Origin of the sequence: Legionella oakridgensis ATCC 33761 = DSM 21215 (assembly GCF_000512355.1) — a bacterium.
GTDB lineage: Bacteria > Pseudomonadota > Gammaproteobacteria > Legionellales > Legionellaceae > Legionella_A > Legionella_A oakridgensis.
Genome location: NZ_CP004006.1, coordinates 22479 through 38811, shown reverse-complemented (window position 1 = coordinate 38811; position 16333 = coordinate 22479). Strand labels below are relative to the sequence as shown.

Sequence of the window (16333 nt, the reverse complement as noted above, 5' to 3'; positions counted from 1 at the left end):
ACATTCAATATACACATTTTTCCTGATATCGAAAACAATTTAAAAACGAGTCAGAAGCTCCCAGCCATTAAATTGTAAGCCCGATGTTTCTTAGCAGGTATTTTTAAAAATTATGTTGTAGTTGCTAACCTTCTTGAAGGAGGCCGGGCCGCTGGGCCTTTTCTTTCGACTGGATTTTGGAATCCTTTATATGTTACCTTAGGAAGTTGCAGTTCTGGATAGGGCATTTCCAGCGTTAAAGACAGAACTTCGAATCCCAACTCCAAGAGTTTTTTAGTATGTCGATAATACCTATTATTAGTCCCAACGGATTTATTAGCAATTAATAACACTTTTCTAAAGGGTTCATCGCCCATTACTTTTCTAACATAAGTTTCAAATGTTTTTTGCTCATTTTCCCAGCATAGCTCTCGCGCTGCTGTTTCTGCATGTTTTTTTAATTCAGCGAGCTTGTTTGGGGTAACTGCCTCATCAAAGATCTTTGCTATTTCTTTAGGATTGTTTGAGCCATACCAAACTCCATTTTTATATTCATGCGTTAACGCTTTAATCAGAGGCAAGTCGGAAGAAATTATTGGCAATCTGCTCATAATCGACTCAAAAACTCGATTGGGAAGGCCTGTATAATGATTAGGAAAAGACGGATCTAAAGGAACTAAAGCACAATCAGCCCCACTGCGATATTGGATTAATTCTTGTGGGGATTTTAGTGGGAGAAAGTGCATACGGGAATTTACCCTATGCTTAATTGCTAAATTAATAAGGTCTTCTTTAATTTGAGGCATCATTGTGCCCATAATTGCAATATGAATAGGAAAGTTTGTATAGGAAAGAGCCTCAACGCAAGGTTCTAGGCCACAACCTTTAAAAACTGTATTAGGATATAAAATTACTAAAGAATCATTCGATAGCCCACAATCTTTTTTTAACTCTAAAGTAGGAATTAACTCTTGATACTCCCTGCAGTTACGCACAGAAACAGCATTTGGCAGATTTTTCTGGCTATTAAACCATTCCGCTACAGCTGGAGTTCCTGTCATTATACCATCAAGTTCATCAATTATTTTTCTTTCACTGAGCTGTAATAAATTAGTAAAATGCGGATATGCCAAGTAAGACTGCTTAATAACCTCTCCTGCTCGTTCAGCGTAATTAGGATATTCAACACAATCATAAATTGTCTTGCATTTTTTTTCTGCCTTTACCGCCCAAAGAGCCCCTAAGCCGAAAGAGTCATGCACAATGCATAAATCAAAATTTTCAGATTGCGTTTCTTTTACCACCCAATCAGTAAAATTGAAATTTTTATGCAATCGAATTACCCATGGCGTAATTAATTTTGCATTATGATTTTTATTTTCTAGCTTTTTTATTTCATAATCCACTCTTTGAATTCCCAACGCCTCCTTTGCTTTTAGTAATTGTTGTTGTAATTTATCAATCTATTAAATTTTTTTATTTAATGTACCTTCAATTTTCATTTTTTCATCAGAAATGCATTTTAATTCTTCATGTAAAGCCAAAGTTTCATGATTGAAATTAATTATGTTCTTATTTTTTTAAATAAAGATATGAGATTTTTAAACATCCGATTCCTCCAATTTTTATATCCAAAACGTCAAAATCATATTATTGAAGCATTAGATTATGTATAATGATATTCTTCCATGAATTCCTTAATTAGCATCTTTGTATCGAGTTCGTAATTAATAACCTCCGTTTTGATAATTTGATTTAGTTGCTTAGAATTTAATTCATTTTTATATCTACCAACTGATGATGAGTTGATTCCATCCAGTGGTGAAAAATTCCATCCATTTTGTTTTTTTATTTCACCAAAAATATTCGAGCCATGTGGATATGAGATTAAAGGCCCAATATCGAGGAAATCAAAAATAGATGCAATAATTTTTTGGGGCTTAAGAACTAAATCTTCATACTTAACTAGAAGATAATTGTGATTGTTTTTAGCTTTAAAAGCACTTGCATTTAATGTTGCCCATTGTTTCAAAGTAAGACTAATCATTTCTTCATCTGATATATCAGTAAAAAGTGCTTGATATTTTCTCCTTGCCAACATGGAGGCAACAGCATCTCTTGGATCGCGAATGATATGAACTCCATAAGCATTAGAAACCTGTAATAAATCAGGGAAACAAATTGCATTAGTGGGAGAATGCTCAATAAAAGTTAAATCGTCATTAAGAATTTTTAAGATCTTAAGATGCTCATATAATTTATTAACAAAATTAGGCCAATAATATACATTTTCTTGTAATTTAAATTTTGCTTCAGACGAATCTAATATTAAGTCTTTTTTATTTGTTAAAAATAATGATGGAAGCACATGAAATAGATTGCCATTTTTTAATCTAATAGGACTACCTATGTGATTTTTTGCATAAAGTCCTTTATGTAGGTTAATTCGAAATGATTCTTTATTGAAAAGACCAGGATGTGATGCAATATTTAGCTCAGGGCCTGTGATAAACGGTTTGAAATTCGCCATTTGAACAGCTAAGAGGTGGCTGCCAGAGCTCCCCCCAGATGCTATAAATATAGATTTAAAATTTAATGTTAAATTACTATTATTAGTTACTTGCTCGTCCTCCTTATTAGAAATTTTGGAATGAGTTAATACTATTTCTTTTCTTAATGCTTCAATATTTTTTCTCTTAAAAATTAATTCTTGAGTTATTTTTTTTATTATTTCTTGCTGATTTTTATTCTGTAATTTTTGTTTCAAATTGGATTGCTTATTTACTGAAATTACGTCTTTTAATTTAGAATTATTAAGTTTTTTTGTTTCAACAAGCATCTTATTAAGAAACGAAATTTCTTTATTTTTATTTTTTATAATATTTTTAAATTTATGAATAACTTCTTGATTTTTTAATATAAGTTGTTTTTTTCTATTAATGAGAATATTTTTATTTTTGATTTCATCTTTTAACTTACTAATTTGTGCATTAAGTTGTTGAAAAGCCTGTTGTCGAATTTGTTGGGTTAATTCTTTTTTTTCTGAAATTAAAGCGATTTTATGCAACTTTTTAAGTGTTAATATTTCGTTATGTTTTTCTTTTAAGCTATTTTTTAGCGCTCGACATTGTTCTAAGTTTTTACTAATTAATATTTTCATTTCATTTACTAAGCGTGCTCTATCCGAGAGTAATTGCTTTTTAGTGTCTTCTGTATAGATAAGTTTTTGATGCAGAGTAGATACCTTCTTAAAAATGTCCTGAACTATTTGATTTCTGAGATCAGAGATAATAGTATTTTCAATATTGGAATGAGTTTCATTTTTCACTTCAGAGTTTTCAAGAAAGGTGGTTTTTTACTCATGACGTAACTTCCCCTCTATAAGTGCTTATTTCCTTTGCAGGCACACCAGCTACCTTACACTGAGCTGGAATATTTGAGATAACGGTTGCTCCTGCTCCAATTATCGCAAAATCGCCAATTTCAATAGTAGGGATTATATTACATCCAGTATAAATAATGGCTGATTTACCGATTTTTACCCAACCAGCCAATGTCACATTAGGAGCTATATTAGCAAAGTTGTCTACAGTAACATCATGTTCTATGACAACATTGCTGTGAATCATGACTCCATTGCCAATTTTTGCAAAAGGTTGAATAATACTTCCTGCATTAATAATAGTACCCATTCCAATTTTGGCGGTACTTGCAATAATCGCCGTAGGATGTATTACAGAATAAGAGCGTAATCTTACCTTTGAGACAATATTCCATAAACGTTCTTTTTCCTTTGGACTTGCCGTGCATATAATGGCATGTGTGGCACCGAGTCGAAGAATATTATGGGCAGAGAGATCAAATGGAACAACTCGTGTATTATAATATCCCACCCAAGTTAATTCATGATCACTCTGTAAATTCATAACGGCGATAACCTCTACTTGCATAAGTCCGCAAGTTTCCAGAACATATTTAGCCTGTGCGCCGCCACCAATGACCAAAAGCCTAATTTGATCGGACATGATTCCTTTCACTTAATTGATCTTAAAACATATGCGATTCGGCTAATTTCTTCATGCGTTAAATCAGGACGATTGGGAAGTCCAATAACTTTCCCAGCAAGCTTTTCTACATTGGGTAAATATTGACGACCATAATCCATTAAGTTTTCACCTGCAGATAATTTTAAAATCGCTGGTAAATTTTGATTAAGAAGGGGTTGCTTATATAGTGGTACCTCATATCTATGGCGTACTTCTATTTCTTCTTCCTGAAGCTTCTGAATGAGTGCTTTGGTACGCATTCCTAATTTTTCCTCATCTATTCCAATATGACACCAAAAGTAGGTGTGTTTTACATGCTTAGGAATGTTAGGAACCGTTAACCACTCAATATCTTTTATGGCTGCTATCAATTGTTCACAAACTTTGATTCTTGCTGCGTTCATTTCATCCAATCGCGCTAGTTGAGTTAAGCCCACAGCGCCAGCAAATTCTGGAAGTCGGTAATTATAGCCAAGTATGACATGATCATTTCTACCCTCTAGTCCATGGCTGCGAAATTTTTTCATATATTCAGCATGTTGGGTATTATTAGTCAGTATCATGCCACCTTCGCCTGCAGTCGTCATATGTTTGGTTGCAAACATGGAGAAGGCACCAAAATGACCAATGCTTCCAACTTTTTTATGTTTATATTCTGTTCCATGCGCTTGAGCACAATCCTCAATCACAAATAAGTTATGCTGATGGGCAATTTCCATTAATGCATCCATTTCTGCAGCATGACCAAAATAATGAACAGGAATAATTGCTTTAGTTCTTGGCGTAATTCGTTTAATAACGTCTTCTGGGTCTAGACAATAATTATCGACTGAAATATCAGCAAATATGGGAACTGCTCCCTGATGAATAACTGCAGTAGCAGTAGAAAAAAAAGTAAGGGCAGGAACAATGACTTCATCACCTGGGCCAATTCCTGCAGCTGCTAAAGCAGCATGAATAGCTGCTGTTCCATTACTGACAGCAACAGCATATTCTGTTCCACAATAATGAGCAAATTGTTTTTCAAACTCAGTTACAATAGGTCCAGAGGTCAAGTGTTCAGATTTTAATGCAGTAATTGCGGCATTAATATCTTGGTCGTTAATTTGAGGCGCAGCAACTTTAATAAATGGCTTGTCCTTTTGCATATGTTATTCCTAATATGGTTAACTCTAAATTTTAGATATAATTAAAATTATTATTGCGCCATTGAGGACTTTCAGGATCAAAGTCTCTGGACTTAAGTCTTTCAACCAATTCTTTAATGCCATCTTCTACCGTATATTTAGCTTTCCAATTGAGCATATTTTTAATTTTTTACAGCTAATTCGATAATCTCGGCGATCCGTTTGCGCTTGCTCTAAAAATTCAACCTCAGTCTCTGGAAGACATTTTTTTACATATTGAGCAATATCACGAACGAGTACATTATTATTTTCTTCACCAATATGAAAAATTTCCCGATTACGCATATAGTTAGGTGCTTCCATCGCTGTCACCAAAGCACTGGCTACGTCTTTAACATGAATTAGTGAACGATATTGGCATCCATCACCAAAGATTGTTATTTTTTATCTTTATAAGCTTTATAGACAAATTGATTTGTTACTAAATCTAGCCGAGGCCGTAAAGACCACCCAAAAATAGTTGTTAATCGCATAATAGTTGGTGAAAATTGTGGAACTTCCTTAGCTTTTTGTAGAATAATTTGTTCTGCGCGTAGCTTACCATCTGCATAACTTGAAAGGGGCATTGTTGAGGTTGTCTCGGTAACTTCCTCATAGATTCCGGCAACATTCCCATACACCGAACAGGAAGAACAAAAAATTAGATTTTTTACGAATTTTAATTCAGGATCCGTCATGCAATTTACAAGAGTACGTGCGCTTTCTACATTAGTTGTATAATGAGCTTTTGGATTATTAGCACAAGCCGGAGCCCCTACAATTCCTGCAAGATGTATAACACTATCAACTTTTTCTAGAGCATAGACAAGATCCCGACTATTTCGAATGTCCCCTTCGATGATCTCTATCTTGTCTTCAAGTCCATGTAAACCTGAGCCACCCCAAAGAAAAATGTCATAGACAATTGGCTTATGACCCCGTTTTAGTAATTCATCAACTACAGCTGAACCAATATACCCTCCACCTCCAGTTACTAATACTTCTGCCATAAAAATCCTTTATTTTAACTTATTATAATAAAACAGCTAAGTCATATTTGGAGTTAGTCAGCTGCTTGAAAACCTTCCTTCGTTAAAAATCGCGTAATTCATTTAAGAACATGATATTAATATAAAGCAAAAGCCTGCATAGTCAAGATACTAAACGTGAGTTCGATATTAGCAGCTTTTTATGGAAAATCAGATTGGTTAGCATATCCTTGCCATGGCCAACTTTGTCCTAACCATCGTTACCAAGATCAAAAATTCTAAAATCAATAACCCAAAATTGCTGAAATAGGGATTCACATAAATATAATTGACTAATCCAATGCCTCAAATAACCTGACGGACATTTCCACTGTATTGTCAACGAACCAATTCGATGTGGCACGAGTGCGTTTTATCAAGCACGGTATCAAATACAACATAACCTAACCAAATCGTGACTCACCCCAGATATTTATAGCTTTGATTGAGCACTTTTAAGCATCAGAATAATATTTGCACGACTTAACAAAGATCATCCTAATTATCTGCCAGGGCTTGTCATATCAAACAGCCGCTTGATCATAAGAAAAGTTAACATAATAATTTCTTTCTTTTTTAATGGTTTGATAGAGTCTCATCATAAGTGCTTCATAATCAGCAACACGGCGTTTATTGATGCCAAACTCTGGAACACCATATTCAGTACATGTTGTTCTTGAATTCTTCCTATGAGCCGAAAAAGTCAATACTAGTGGAACCCTTACAAACCGCTTCCGACCATAAAATAAGAGAATTCGTTCCTTATACTCTGAATCAGCCCCCAGTAAATCCGTATAAAAATAACCTAAAATTTTAATAATTTCTGCCCTAAATAATAATGACGCCATACAGATTTGATTTATTGGATAAATTACCTTGGAAAATAATTTTCCACTTGAATTCACCCGAATCATTTCTGACATGGAAGCAATTGCCTTTGAATCTATTACAGCCTTTAGCTGAAGCTCAAGACGCTGAGGATGTGCCCAATCATCAGCATCATGAAATGTAATAAAATCACCATTCGCTTTTTCTAACCCCAGGTTTCGACAATAAAATGGCCCTTTTGACTTTTTAAGTGTAATGATATGAAAATCACTAAAATTATTTTTTCTACAGACGAATTGAAAAATGTCTTGAGTTTTATCTACTGATCCATCATTTATAAAAATAATCTCAATGTTTTTGTAAGATTGGTTGATAATTGATTCTACAGAATGGGCAATCAACTTCTCTTCATTTTTAGCACTGATAATAATAGAAATTTTTCCATGATCGTTACTATTATTTACTTTGGTTAAAACACCTACATTATCTATATATAAGGGCAAAAGTTCATTTTTTTTTTCAACACATAATAAGTTTTTATTAAAATAATATTGATTTAATATTTTCTCACCATTAGATAAATTGGTTTCATGATAATAATTATATAAATTAAAAATGGATAATGGTTTTCTTTTTAAAATTTCCTCCAAGCTATTTTTGCAAGCATCATATGGATTAAAATATGCCTTACAAAGTAACATATAATCATTTGATACATTCAAATGCTCAAGCATACGTAACCCCATTTCAGGTTGAAAAGGCATAAGGGCACGGGCAATTTCGTATGCATCTTTAAACGGTAATTTTTGGAGAAGCGTAATTAAAAGTTCAAAATCATTACTTTGTAAATTTCCAAGCTTAATATTAGATAATATGACAAATTTATTGATTTTTTATCACCTGCACTCCTACAGCGTTGATACAATTGCTTTTTATACAGCAACTTTAAATAAAACGCATTATTTGTAAGCTTTAAGAACTCACATAGAAAGATAATATAAAAAATCAATTGGGGATTATTCATTTTATCTACTTACATTTAAGGGGAATAATCATCATGTCGATACCCACTCATTTTTTGATTTTCATGCCTAAAAAATAAAAATATAACGATAATCCATCAACTTGCTTTTTTAAAATTTGAATTATCATAAGTTAAATTCAATCTATCTGTTATAAGATAATCTAGATACTCATCTAATTGGCACTTTCTTGCTAAACCAGGAGTATAATATCGGCTGAGAATAACAAATAAAAAATGAAAAATATCGCTCAATGCTCGTTTACGAGTACGTGTATTAAGCTGAATTTTATCAGAAGTTAACCCCAAGTTGGCAAAAAATGGAACACCATAACAAGTAACTTTTTTACCTGCCATTAGTGCTTCAAATCCAATTGAGGAAGTCACAATAAATATTTCTTCTACTAGATTAAATAAATCATAAACATTGATGGTATAATCCAATAAAAAATATTAGGATACTTATTTAAATAAGACGCAATTGCCCACTGGCTCAAATGGGATTTTTGTTTATTTTGAATAAAATCTGAAGATGGTTTTATTAATAGATCATATTCGGGATATTTATTTAGAACATCGTCAAGCATTTGTTTAAATTGTTCCTTCCCACCTCTGCCTCCAGCAACGACAGGATCATCATAACATTCATCTATCAATAATAATTTAGGGCATCCAATTCTTCCTGGCAATTCCATTAAATCTTTTGTGTATTCAGAGAAAGATATTCGATTATTTACAATACGCTGCATACAGTATGCAGCATATTCCTTCTGCACTGATGTTAACTCTTGGTTGCTATTTAACAGTTGTTGTAAGCGGGTAATTTTATTTGCTTCATAATAATGACCAACATCATCCATGATGATTGATAAATAAGGTTTTTTGGTCTGATAAGCCCCTTGCTGACATACAGTTTTGATAATTTATATAAATGGCGTTGCTTTTTAGCTCTCCTGTTATCATCAAAATCAGACAATTGAATTGTCATATCTGCCCAAGGAAGTAAATTGGTATCCTTATTTGTTAAAATTCTTTTCGTCCGAATAAGTGCGGGCAAATAAGAGTATGATTTTGTAAACGAAGGCACATAAACCATATCAGCGCCAGGTAAATCATCTTTCAAAACACGTTCAATGGCGTTATCCAATTTTAGCACTGGATTTTTAATCTTACTTTCTAAAAAATTTCTTATTCGGATGGATGCTTGACCATCAAATTCTCCTGATGAGTAGGCCTCTTTCGCCCAAGTGGTAATTTTTCCTAAAGTAGGTTCCGTTGCTTGCAACCATTCATCCAATATTTGTATTAACTCTGAACGAGTATTAATGCATGGGACACCCGCTTTTTCCCAACCTTCTTCAAAATTAAAATACCTGACTGAAAGTGTCTGCTTACCCATAAGAAGAGCTTCAAATAACATAGTACTATTAATAGAAATAATGACGTCTGCATGATAGATTGTTTCTTCTGGTTCAAAACAATAGCCTTTGATTGAGTTATCAATAAAAAATCTTTCCCGCTTCATTCGGGTGATAATCCGCTCATTAACGATTGGAAGTTGAGTCGGAGGGTAGCGCAAAATAAACCCATATTGTCGCTTGCAACAATAGCTGATTAATTCATCAATGATTTTCTGCTGAGCTTTTAAAGCTAAAGGTTGATTTACCTGTACATCCAATGACTGTGCAGCATATACAACAATTTTACTATGCGAATTAAGCTTTGCTTTTCTGCAAAATTGCTCTCGCGTAAATTTTGGCTGAAAGTTGTAATAATGATCAAATTTGGGCGCACCAACTACGCTTATTCGTTCCCCAGGATAGTCTCGGCTAACAAAAATATCTTTTTGTAATTGCCCCCAGCAAAGAACATAATCACATAAAGGTGAATTTACGCCCGATATAGCATGATAATAATATTTATCCCGATTAAAAAACACTGACTCATGAGGAATAAGTATGGTTTGAATATGAAGTCGGCGGCAAACTTTTAGTATTATTCGTTGTAAAAAATTGTAATCAAAAGTAAAAATAACTCCCGCGATATTCGTCGCAACTGGCTCTAGCCAACCTAACAACAATTGTTCCAACTCTTCAGGATTGGTCCGAACATAGAAACTTATTTTTTCCTGCTTGCAAGTGCATGAGTATCAGCAAATATACCTAATGGAACTAAACGATAATGATCCGAGATATTAATATTATTAATTAATTTATTAGTTAATGTTTTTATCCAAGGTAAGTACAAGAAACAATTATAATTTTCACAATCATTTAGATATTTTTTACTTGGCTTTTCATTAATAAACCTGGATTTTTTGATTAGATAATTTTTAAATTTATGATGTATGAATAGAACCAGTTTGCCATATTGCTTTAATAATGGAATTTTAAATAGAGACTTTCTCAACTCTGTTCGCCTCATGCCCCTTTACTCCCTGGCCTGAAATTATGGATATATGGTGGTTCCTATCTTACTCATGTGTGCCAATAACTCTGTATTATCTATCGTATGCTTTAGTGACAAATCTATTTTCCACGGTAACAACAAGTCATCAATTTGATTTTCAATAGCTAAAAGCTCGCTCAATGTTAACGCTGAGCCAACGATGCATAAATCAATATCCGACCCAGTATGATAAGTACCTTTAGCACGCGAGCCATATAATATTACTTTTTCTATATTCGGGTGCTTTTTAAAAACATTTTTTAAAGACTTGATTACTGAAGACGGCAAGCCATAATCATCCCTAGTCTCGTTACTCATGTTCTTTTAACACTTGCATTTTTTCTAAAAATCGTTCGAAACAGAAGTAATAGCGCTCTTTAATGTGATTAACGATCTCATCTGCCACTTTTTGATTACAGGTGTGAGAGGTTTGATTGCGACTTTTTATCATCTCCATCCAAATCTCGCCCTCATCAATTAAGCCTTTATTAAACGCTTCACGTGCTGCATCACGAGATCCCGTTATATTAGACTGTCCCTGAAAAAAGAAATAATCTTTCATCACATTCCAGGCTAGTTCGTGTGTAAATTCAAACGATTGAATTAATCCCTGTTTTTCAAGTTCAGAGAGTGGCCTCTGATTTGCAAGCTCCACTGCAGAAGATAATTGCTCCAATGCTCTTTTATAATTGCCAAGTCGCTGGTGCCAACGGATGTCTGGGTTCTTCATGGCTTTATATTTTGCATCTTATTATTAAATTTACGTTTATTCCTGGATAGCGCTTTGCGCTATCCAGGCTACTGTTTTTTATTTAAATTTGCATGGCGACTCGGGCGGCAATGGCTAATTGATATAAAATAGAAGACATCATACCCGTCACTTTTATACCGCTTTCAGTTTCTTTCGGCAGAACCACTAGCTGATCACCGCCTTCAAGCGGAATTCGGCTATTTTGATGGCTATTATTCTTGATGAGCTGAACCTGACCATTTTGACGCATTAATAAAAATTCACCGGTATTGGCCGTTTTCTGGAAACCACCGGCCGCATTAATATAATCAATCAAACGATAATTAGGATTTATAGTCAGTGAGATGGAATTAACCACATCACCACTGACTGTAACCACATTGGTTTTTGCCGGTATATTAATCACGTCATTATTTTCCAGGCGCACTCTTTCCCAATGCGAAGGCTCTCCAATGACAACCTGACCTTTGGTCTCAATTTCTTTAGCTTCCTGCACAAATTTCATGATTAACTCCGATCGAGTTGCCTGAATTTTAGCATCATCGCCAGTCAGCGAATCGCCTGTCATCGTTTGGCGTTTTAGTCGCGACAAGCTGGCATTTAATGCTTCTTTTTGCTGCCTGGCCACCGATTCGCGAAATAATTGCACGTTTTCAATATTGGCATCCGGCGCCAGCTGCAGAGTTTTAATGAAGTCAGCTAATGTGGTTCCCTGCTTCACCACATATTGATGAGGCCCTTTAACCTGACCAGTTACTGTAACAATGGTCTGCTGGACTTCCTTATCAGCGACAAACGTTACTCGATCACCCGCTTGAATATAGACTGGTGCTTCTTGTTTTATCTTTTGATAAATAAACGTAGGTTTCATCCCCTGGTTTCTTTGAATACGCACATAAGTTGCTGTTGGTTCAACATTTGCCAGTTTAATCAAAGAAGTTAGTGGAATATTATGAGTAGTTAATTCATATTGATAAGGATTTTTAACATCCCCCGCCACGGATACCATGTATTTTTGTGGTTTCACCACAATAGTATCACCTTGATGAAGTTGGAACGTGCTGATGTTTCCTTTAAGTAAGAAATCATAGAGATCAACCTGACGAATTTCCTTACCAGCTCGGACAATATCAATGTCCCGAAAACTGCCTTCCTGCAGATTAACCCCGCCTGCGGCACATAAAAAATAAATGATGGAATCTGACGATAAACCATCATAAAGCCCGGGGGAATTAACATAACCCGTCACATATACTTGCACCGGCTGTGCAGTAACCAAATCAGCGTATACATTAACCCCTTTTTAAAGGTTTTTTCACATGTTGCTGAATGATGTCATTTAATTTCTGGTTTTCTATCCCCTCCACTTTGACCGGCCCAACTTCGGGAATAAAAATATTTCCCTGGGTATCAACGGGAAATCGCTGCGACAGTTGGAATGCCCCCCACATTTGAATATTGACTTCATCACCTACCGTTAGCCGATATTCGGGGTTAAAAAACCGCGCCTGATGAAGTTGACTACATTGAGTGCCAAAAAGATTTTGGCCAAATACCGGCAATTTATGGTTTAAAACATCGCCCATATGCGTTGAAGATTTCAATTTTATGTTAAATTCTTCATCGTTATCTTTTGACTTGTCCAAGCTATTACTGGAAGCAGAAAAACCGGTTGCTGAAAGTGCTGTATTGTTGTTTTCTGAAGGCTTATCGATGGATGCAAAAATAGAACCCTGAGGCTGGGAACCTGTTTCCGCAGCCCAAACCAACGTCGGGATGATCAATAAAATTAAAAACAGCTTTTTCATCAATCAATATGCTCCTTCACAATAATTATTGCCATCTTAGTCAAGACAAACAGAATTAACAATACAAATAAAATATTGGTTAAATCAAAAAACGGCAACGGGCTTGCACGCTCATCAGGCAAATTAGGCGACTCAATCTCAATAACAATATTTTGATTTTTGGCAAGATTAATAGCAGCCGCATCATAAGCTTGTTGAGAAGCCTGATACTCTGCTTGCGCAAATTTTTGCTGTAATTGTATCCATTCGAAATCTGAAACAATCTTATTAAGCTTGCCATTTTTTTCTTTTTGACCTAATAAAAGATTGGTCTGTCGTTCGATTTGTTCTTTAATGGCTTTAATTTCTTCTTGTAATGTGATGATTCTATTGGCATTGGGCTGCATAAACGAAGAAAGCGTAATATATTCCGTTTGCTTTTCAACAAGACTGCCTTTCAATTTGGCCATGACATCGGAAACCACATGCGCCGTTTCTTTGGGGTCAAACATGCCATTTTGGTTTTGCCACTCAATCACGTCTTTGCTGGTTTGAAACAACTTATCCTTGGCAAGGCGCAATTTCATTTTTGCAAAGTTATATTGTTTTTTGGCCAAGGTATTTGAAACACGATTAACGAACCCCTTGGTCTCTACAATAATTTCCGTTAATAATTGTTTTGCCGTTTCGGCGCTGAACGCAGCGGCCGTAATGATGATCTCATTGGTTTCCAGATCAACCACAGCCTTAACCTTATGGCGATAATACTCTAAAAATGAATTTTGTGACGTGTTTTTGCCTAAGCGAGAAATAAAATCAACATGCTTTGATTGAAAGTGGCTTTTAATACCAAGCCTCTTTTCGACTTGCGCCAGCACTTCCCTTGATAACACGTGCTCTCGAGTCAGATAAATTTCCGAAGACGCCGCTTGACTGCTACCTAATAATCCCATGGAAATATTCATGGGATCTTTTTCATCTTTTTCAATGAGAATTTTAGCCGTACTTTCATAAATGGGGGATTGCATCGCCAAAATATAAATGGCAGCAACCAACCAGGGCAAAAGCACTAACAAGGAAAATAATTTTTTAGTTTTAAGAAAAAGAAAACCACGCTCAGCCAGCGGATGTGACTTTAAAATCATATAGGTTTTATTTTGCTGCAACGATTTGAGTTGTTCAACAGGTATTAAGGCGGTGCTCCGTTTAATAAGGCGTCGAAACTTTTTCAAAATGTTAATCCATATTTGATATTGATATCTAATAATCAGCAACCAAATCAACCAGAGCATTCAAAGCAATTGAATTACTCATTACTGAAGAAATTGAGCTTTTCCTTCAAGCTAAGAATAAGAGATTTACCCAGGAACCTCAAGAATTATACTTCCACACTATTTTCAGTTTGACCAAGATTGGTCTGATTAATATCATCACGTAATCCTTTATATAATTTAATGATATCATTGATATTATCCCCTTTAACCACTTGATTATTATGTAAAAAAATGCCTCGATTACAAAATTGCCTTATCAATCCTACTGAGTGAGAAACCATAATAACCCCTTTATTTGCTGCCTTTTGACTAAATATTTTCCTGCACTTTTCTTTGAAAGCAGGATCCCCTACTGCTAACGCCTCATCGACAATATAAAAATCAAAATCAAACGCCATGGATAAAGCAAACGCTAAACGGGAGCGCATTCCTGAACTATACGTTTGTACCGGCATGTCAAAATAATCACCGATTTCTGAAAATTCTTTTACAAAATCAATTTTCTCTTTGACTTGTTCGCGATCATCCATAAAAAGACGGCATACAAACTTTACATTTTCTCGACCTGTGAGATTAGGAACGGCTCCCCCAGTTACACCCACGGGCCACGATAAACTGCTGGTAATATTGATTACCCCGCTGCTCGGTTTTTCAATACCACATAAGATGCGTAGTAAAGTAGATTTTCCTGCACCATTTCTGCCCATCAGAGCAACTCGTTCACCAGGATGTATGGTCAAAGATAAATTCCTGAATACCTCTTTCTTTTTCCCTTGCACGATATAATGCTTGCTGATGTTGATGGCTTTGATCATCGTTGTTCTATTTCTCTCATGATTTTATGATACATTGAAAGATATATACCTGAACCAAGCATCAAGATAATTAAGGAAGATTTAAACAAATAAGCACTGGACGCATAGGGAATATAAGAATAAGCTGGCATGAAACATTCTCTGGTAAGTTCAATAAATTGAAACACTGGATTATAAAGCATGATTGTGCGAGCTTGTTCAGGCAATGTGGCCGCACTAAAAAATATCCCTGAAAAAAGGTAGGCTAAACGCATAATGATAGACATGCAAATATTAATAAAGTTAAAGAAAAAGCAAAGGATTGCTATAATCAAAGCTAGCCCTAATAAAAATGCCACATAAGTAGCTATATTGATCAGCCAAAATAAAAAATCATAAACATGCCAAGAAATGCTAAACCAACTTAAAATGGCTAGAATAACAATAAATACTGCTGTATTGATTAGCAGTTCACTGATTAAGTTAGCAAGAATTGGATCAATAGGCTTTATTTGCCGAAAAAGATAATAACTTTTATTGCCTTTGATGCTACTCTTAGCCGAGTTAATCACATTACGAAATAAAAAAAATGGTATAGCGCCAAGTACTATAAATAAGGAAGGGGAAAGCGGTGTATGCGTTGTACTATGTCTGACCAATGTACGAATTAACATCCATGCCCCAATATGAAGCATTGGTTCTAATATAATCCAAAAAAAAGCAAGCGAGCGTGGGGTATTAACCGATTTAATGAATTTTTTTTGAATATCACGGATAACAATGGCAAACACAGACGCACACATAACCTGCCAAGACGCACGTCCATGTTGAACCATAGAAAAACCTCAAAAACCAAAAGCATCAGCAGCCATTATCAAATGGCTGCCAATTAATTACATACCAGCAGAAACATCAGTAACCCCATCATCATCATCATCGCTATTAGCTACCACTAAAATGCCTGCAACAACAGCAAAAGCCACCAAAATAGCGACTAACCCACCAGTAGATAAACTGCCAGCAGCCGCCAACGCAGGAGAGCTAAGCAACAACGCATACAAGCCAGTCATGTATTTGTTGAATAATTTAGAAATTATTGTTTTTATCATTGTCCTCATCCTTGTTTTCCATGGAATAGACTCCATATTGAGTCATAGTTTTTTACTATAAAATAGAAAAGTGGGGAGATCAAGTTTCGATAATGGTTTTTC

General features: G+C 35.0%; 19 protein-coding genes. All 19 read right to left on the bottom strand.

Annotation, left to right across the window (positions count from 1 at the left end; translation table 11 throughout):
* Positions 1-110: 110 nt before the first annotated feature.
* Positions 111-1400, bottom strand: coding sequence for a glycosyltransferase (locus LOA_RS00220; RefSeq protein ID WP_148294840.1), 1290 nt, complete (start codon positions 1398-1400; stop codon positions 111-113).
* A gap of 245 nt (positions 1401-1645) precedes the next feature.
* Positions 1646-3307, bottom strand: coding sequence for a sulfotransferase family protein (locus LOA_RS00210; RefSeq protein WP_025384641.1), 1662 nt, complete (start codon positions 3305-3307; stop codon positions 1646-1648).
* 31 nt (positions 3308-3338) lie between these two features.
* Positions 3339-4004 (bottom strand): LbetaH domain-containing protein, encoded by a 666-nt coding sequence (locus LOA_RS13455; RefSeq protein WP_025384640.1) that lies wholly within the window; start codon positions 4002-4004, stop codon positions 3339-3341.
* Positions 4005-4012: 8 nt separating this feature from the next.
* Positions 4013-5173 carry a DegT/DnrJ/EryC1/StrS family aminotransferase gene (locus LOA_RS00200; RefSeq protein ID WP_042238585.1) on the bottom strand — a complete coding sequence of 387 codons (1161 nt, stop codon included), beginning with the start codon at positions 5171-5173 and terminating at the stop codon, positions 4013-4015.
* A 126-nt stretch (positions 5174-5299) separates the two neighbouring features.
* Positions 5300-5515, bottom strand: a complete 216-nt coding sequence (locus LOA_RS00195) for a hypothetical protein (RefSeq protein ID WP_025384638.1) — start codon at positions 5513-5515, stop codon at positions 5300-5302.
* 74 nt (positions 5516-5589) lie between these two features.
* Positions 5590-6201 carry an NAD-dependent epimerase/dehydratase family protein gene (locus LOA_RS00190; RefSeq protein ID WP_025384637.1) on the bottom strand — a complete coding sequence of 204 codons (612 nt, stop codon included), beginning with the start codon at positions 6199-6201 and terminating at the stop codon, positions 5590-5592.
* A gap of 542 nt (positions 6202-6743) precedes the next feature.
* Positions 6744-7781, bottom strand: coding sequence for a glycosyltransferase family 2 protein (locus LOA_RS00185; protein ID WP_158422994.1), 1038 nt, complete (start codon positions 7779-7781; stop codon positions 6744-6746).
* A 386-nt stretch (positions 7782-8167) separates the two neighbouring features.
* Positions 8168-8455 carry a capsular polysaccharide export protein, LipB/KpsS family gene (locus tag LOA_RS00180; RefSeq protein ID WP_238551276.1) on the bottom strand — a complete coding sequence of 96 codons (288 nt, stop codon included), beginning with the start codon at positions 8453-8455 and terminating at the stop codon, positions 8168-8170.
* A gap of 17 nt (positions 8456-8472) precedes the next feature.
* Positions 8473-8928 (bottom strand): hypothetical protein, encoded by a 456-nt coding sequence (locus LOA_RS00175; RefSeq protein WP_148294839.1) that lies wholly within the window; start codon positions 8926-8928, stop codon positions 8473-8475.
* Complete coding sequence (locus LOA_RS14595; protein WP_025384633.1) at positions 8868-10145, bottom strand: hypothetical protein; 1278 nt, start codon at positions 10143-10145, stop codon at positions 8868-8870. The genes LOA_RS00175 and LOA_RS14595 overlap by 61 nt, the downstream gene beginning before the upstream one ends.
* A gap of 41 nt (positions 10146-10186) precedes the next feature.
* Positions 10187-10492, bottom strand: coding sequence for a hypothetical protein (locus tag LOA_RS00165; RefSeq protein WP_148294837.1), 306 nt, complete (start codon positions 10490-10492; stop codon positions 10187-10189).
* 24 nt (positions 10493-10516) lie between these two features.
* Positions 10517-10834, bottom strand: a complete 318-nt coding sequence (locus LOA_RS00160) for a nucleotidyltransferase domain-containing protein (RefSeq protein ID WP_042238581.1) — start codon at positions 10832-10834, stop codon at positions 10517-10519.
* The gene (locus LOA_RS00155) at positions 10827-11246 is read right to left on the bottom strand and encodes a nucleotidyltransferase substrate binding protein (protein ID WP_025384631.1); all 420 of its coding nucleotides are present in this window, start codon (positions 11244-11246) and stop codon (positions 10827-10829) included. The genes LOA_RS00160 and LOA_RS00155 overlap by 8 nt, the downstream gene beginning before the upstream one ends.
* 82 nt (positions 11247-11328) lie before the next feature.
* Positions 11329-12516 carry an SLBB domain-containing protein gene (locus LOA_RS00150; RefSeq protein WP_238551275.1) on the bottom strand — a complete coding sequence of 396 codons (1188 nt, stop codon included), beginning with the start codon at positions 12514-12516 and terminating at the stop codon, positions 11329-11331.
* Positions 12517-12559: 43 nt separating this feature from the next.
* Positions 12560-13075 carry a polysaccharide biosynthesis/export family protein gene (locus LOA_RS13450; protein WP_052335851.1) on the bottom strand — a complete coding sequence of 172 codons (516 nt, stop codon included), beginning with the start codon at positions 13073-13075 and terminating at the stop codon, positions 12560-12562.
* A complete protein-coding gene (locus LOA_RS00145; protein ID WP_158422992.1) occupies positions 13075-14286 on the bottom strand; it encodes a KpsE/RkpR family capsule polysaccharide export protein in 1212 nt (403 codons plus the stop codon). Before LOA_RS00145 ends, LOA_RS13450 begins: the two co-directional genes overlap by 1 nt.
* Before the next feature lie 146 nt (positions 14287-14432).
* Positions 14433-15143: an ABC transporter ATP-binding protein gene (locus LOA_RS00140; protein WP_025384629.1), complete on the bottom strand. Its 711-nt coding sequence runs from the start codon at positions 15141-15143 to the stop codon at positions 14433-14435.
* Positions 15140-15958 (bottom strand): ABC transporter permease, encoded by an 819-nt coding sequence (locus LOA_RS00135; RefSeq protein ID WP_025384628.1) that lies wholly within the window; start codon positions 15956-15958, stop codon positions 15140-15142. The genes LOA_RS00140 and LOA_RS00135 overlap by 4 nt, the downstream gene beginning before the upstream one ends.
* Before the next feature lie 57 nt (positions 15959-16015).
* Positions 16016-16231, bottom strand: a complete 216-nt coding sequence (locus LOA_RS00130) for a hypothetical protein (RefSeq protein ID WP_025384627.1) — start codon at positions 16229-16231, stop codon at positions 16016-16018.
* Between the last annotated feature and the right edge of the window lie 102 nt (positions 16232-16333).

Excerpts from the sequence above, each read along its gene's own strand:
- LOA_RS13455 (WP_025384640.1), bottom strand. The coding sequence starts at position 4,004 with ATGTCCGATCAAATTAGGCTTTTGGTCATTGGTGGCGGCGCACAGGCT.
- LOA_RS00200 (WP_042238585.1), bottom strand. The coding sequence starts at position 5,173 with ATGCAAAAGGACAAGCCATTTATTAAAGTTGCTGCGCCTCAAATTAAC.
- LOA_RS00195 (WP_025384638.1), bottom strand. The coding sequence starts at position 5,515 with ATGGAAGCACCTAACTATATGCGTAATCGGGAAATTTTTCATATTGGT.
- LOA_RS00190 (WP_025384637.1), bottom strand. The coding sequence starts at position 6,201 with ATGGCAGAAGTATTAGTAACTGGAGGTGGAGGGTATATTGGTTCAGCT.
- LOA_RS00185 (WP_158422994.1), bottom strand. The coding sequence starts at position 7,781 with ATGCTTGAGCATTTGAATGTATCAAATGATTATATGTTACTTTGTAAG.
- LOA_RS00175 (WP_148294839.1), bottom strand. The coding sequence starts at position 8,928 with ATGGATGATGTTGGTCATTATTATGAAGCAAATAAAATTACCCGCTTA.
- LOA_RS00165 (WP_148294837.1), bottom strand. The coding sequence starts at position 10,492 with ATGAGGCGAACAGAGTTGAGAAAGTCTCTATTTAAAATTCCATTATTA.
- LOA_RS00160 (WP_042238581.1), bottom strand. The coding sequence starts at position 10,834 with ATGAGTAACGAGACTAGGGATGATTATGGCTTGCCGTCTTCAGTAATC.
- LOA_RS00155 (WP_025384631.1), bottom strand. The coding sequence starts at position 11,246 with ATGAAGAACCCAGACATCCGTTGGCACCAGCGACTTGGCAATTATAAA.
- LOA_RS13450 (WP_052335851.1), bottom strand. The coding sequence starts at position 13,075 with ATGAAAAAGCTGTTTTTAATTTTATTGATCATCCCGACGTTGGTTTGG.
- LOA_RS00140 (WP_025384629.1), bottom strand. The coding sequence starts at position 15,143 with ATGATCAAAGCCATCAACATCAGCAAGCATTATATCGTGCAAGGGAAA.
- LOA_RS00135 (WP_025384628.1), bottom strand. The coding sequence starts at position 15,958 with ATGGTTCAACATGGACGTGCGTCTTGGCAGGTTATGTGTGCGTCTGTG.
- LOA_RS00130 (WP_025384627.1), bottom strand. The coding sequence starts at position 16,231 with ATGATAAAAACAATAATTTCTAAATTATTCAACAAATACATGACTGGC.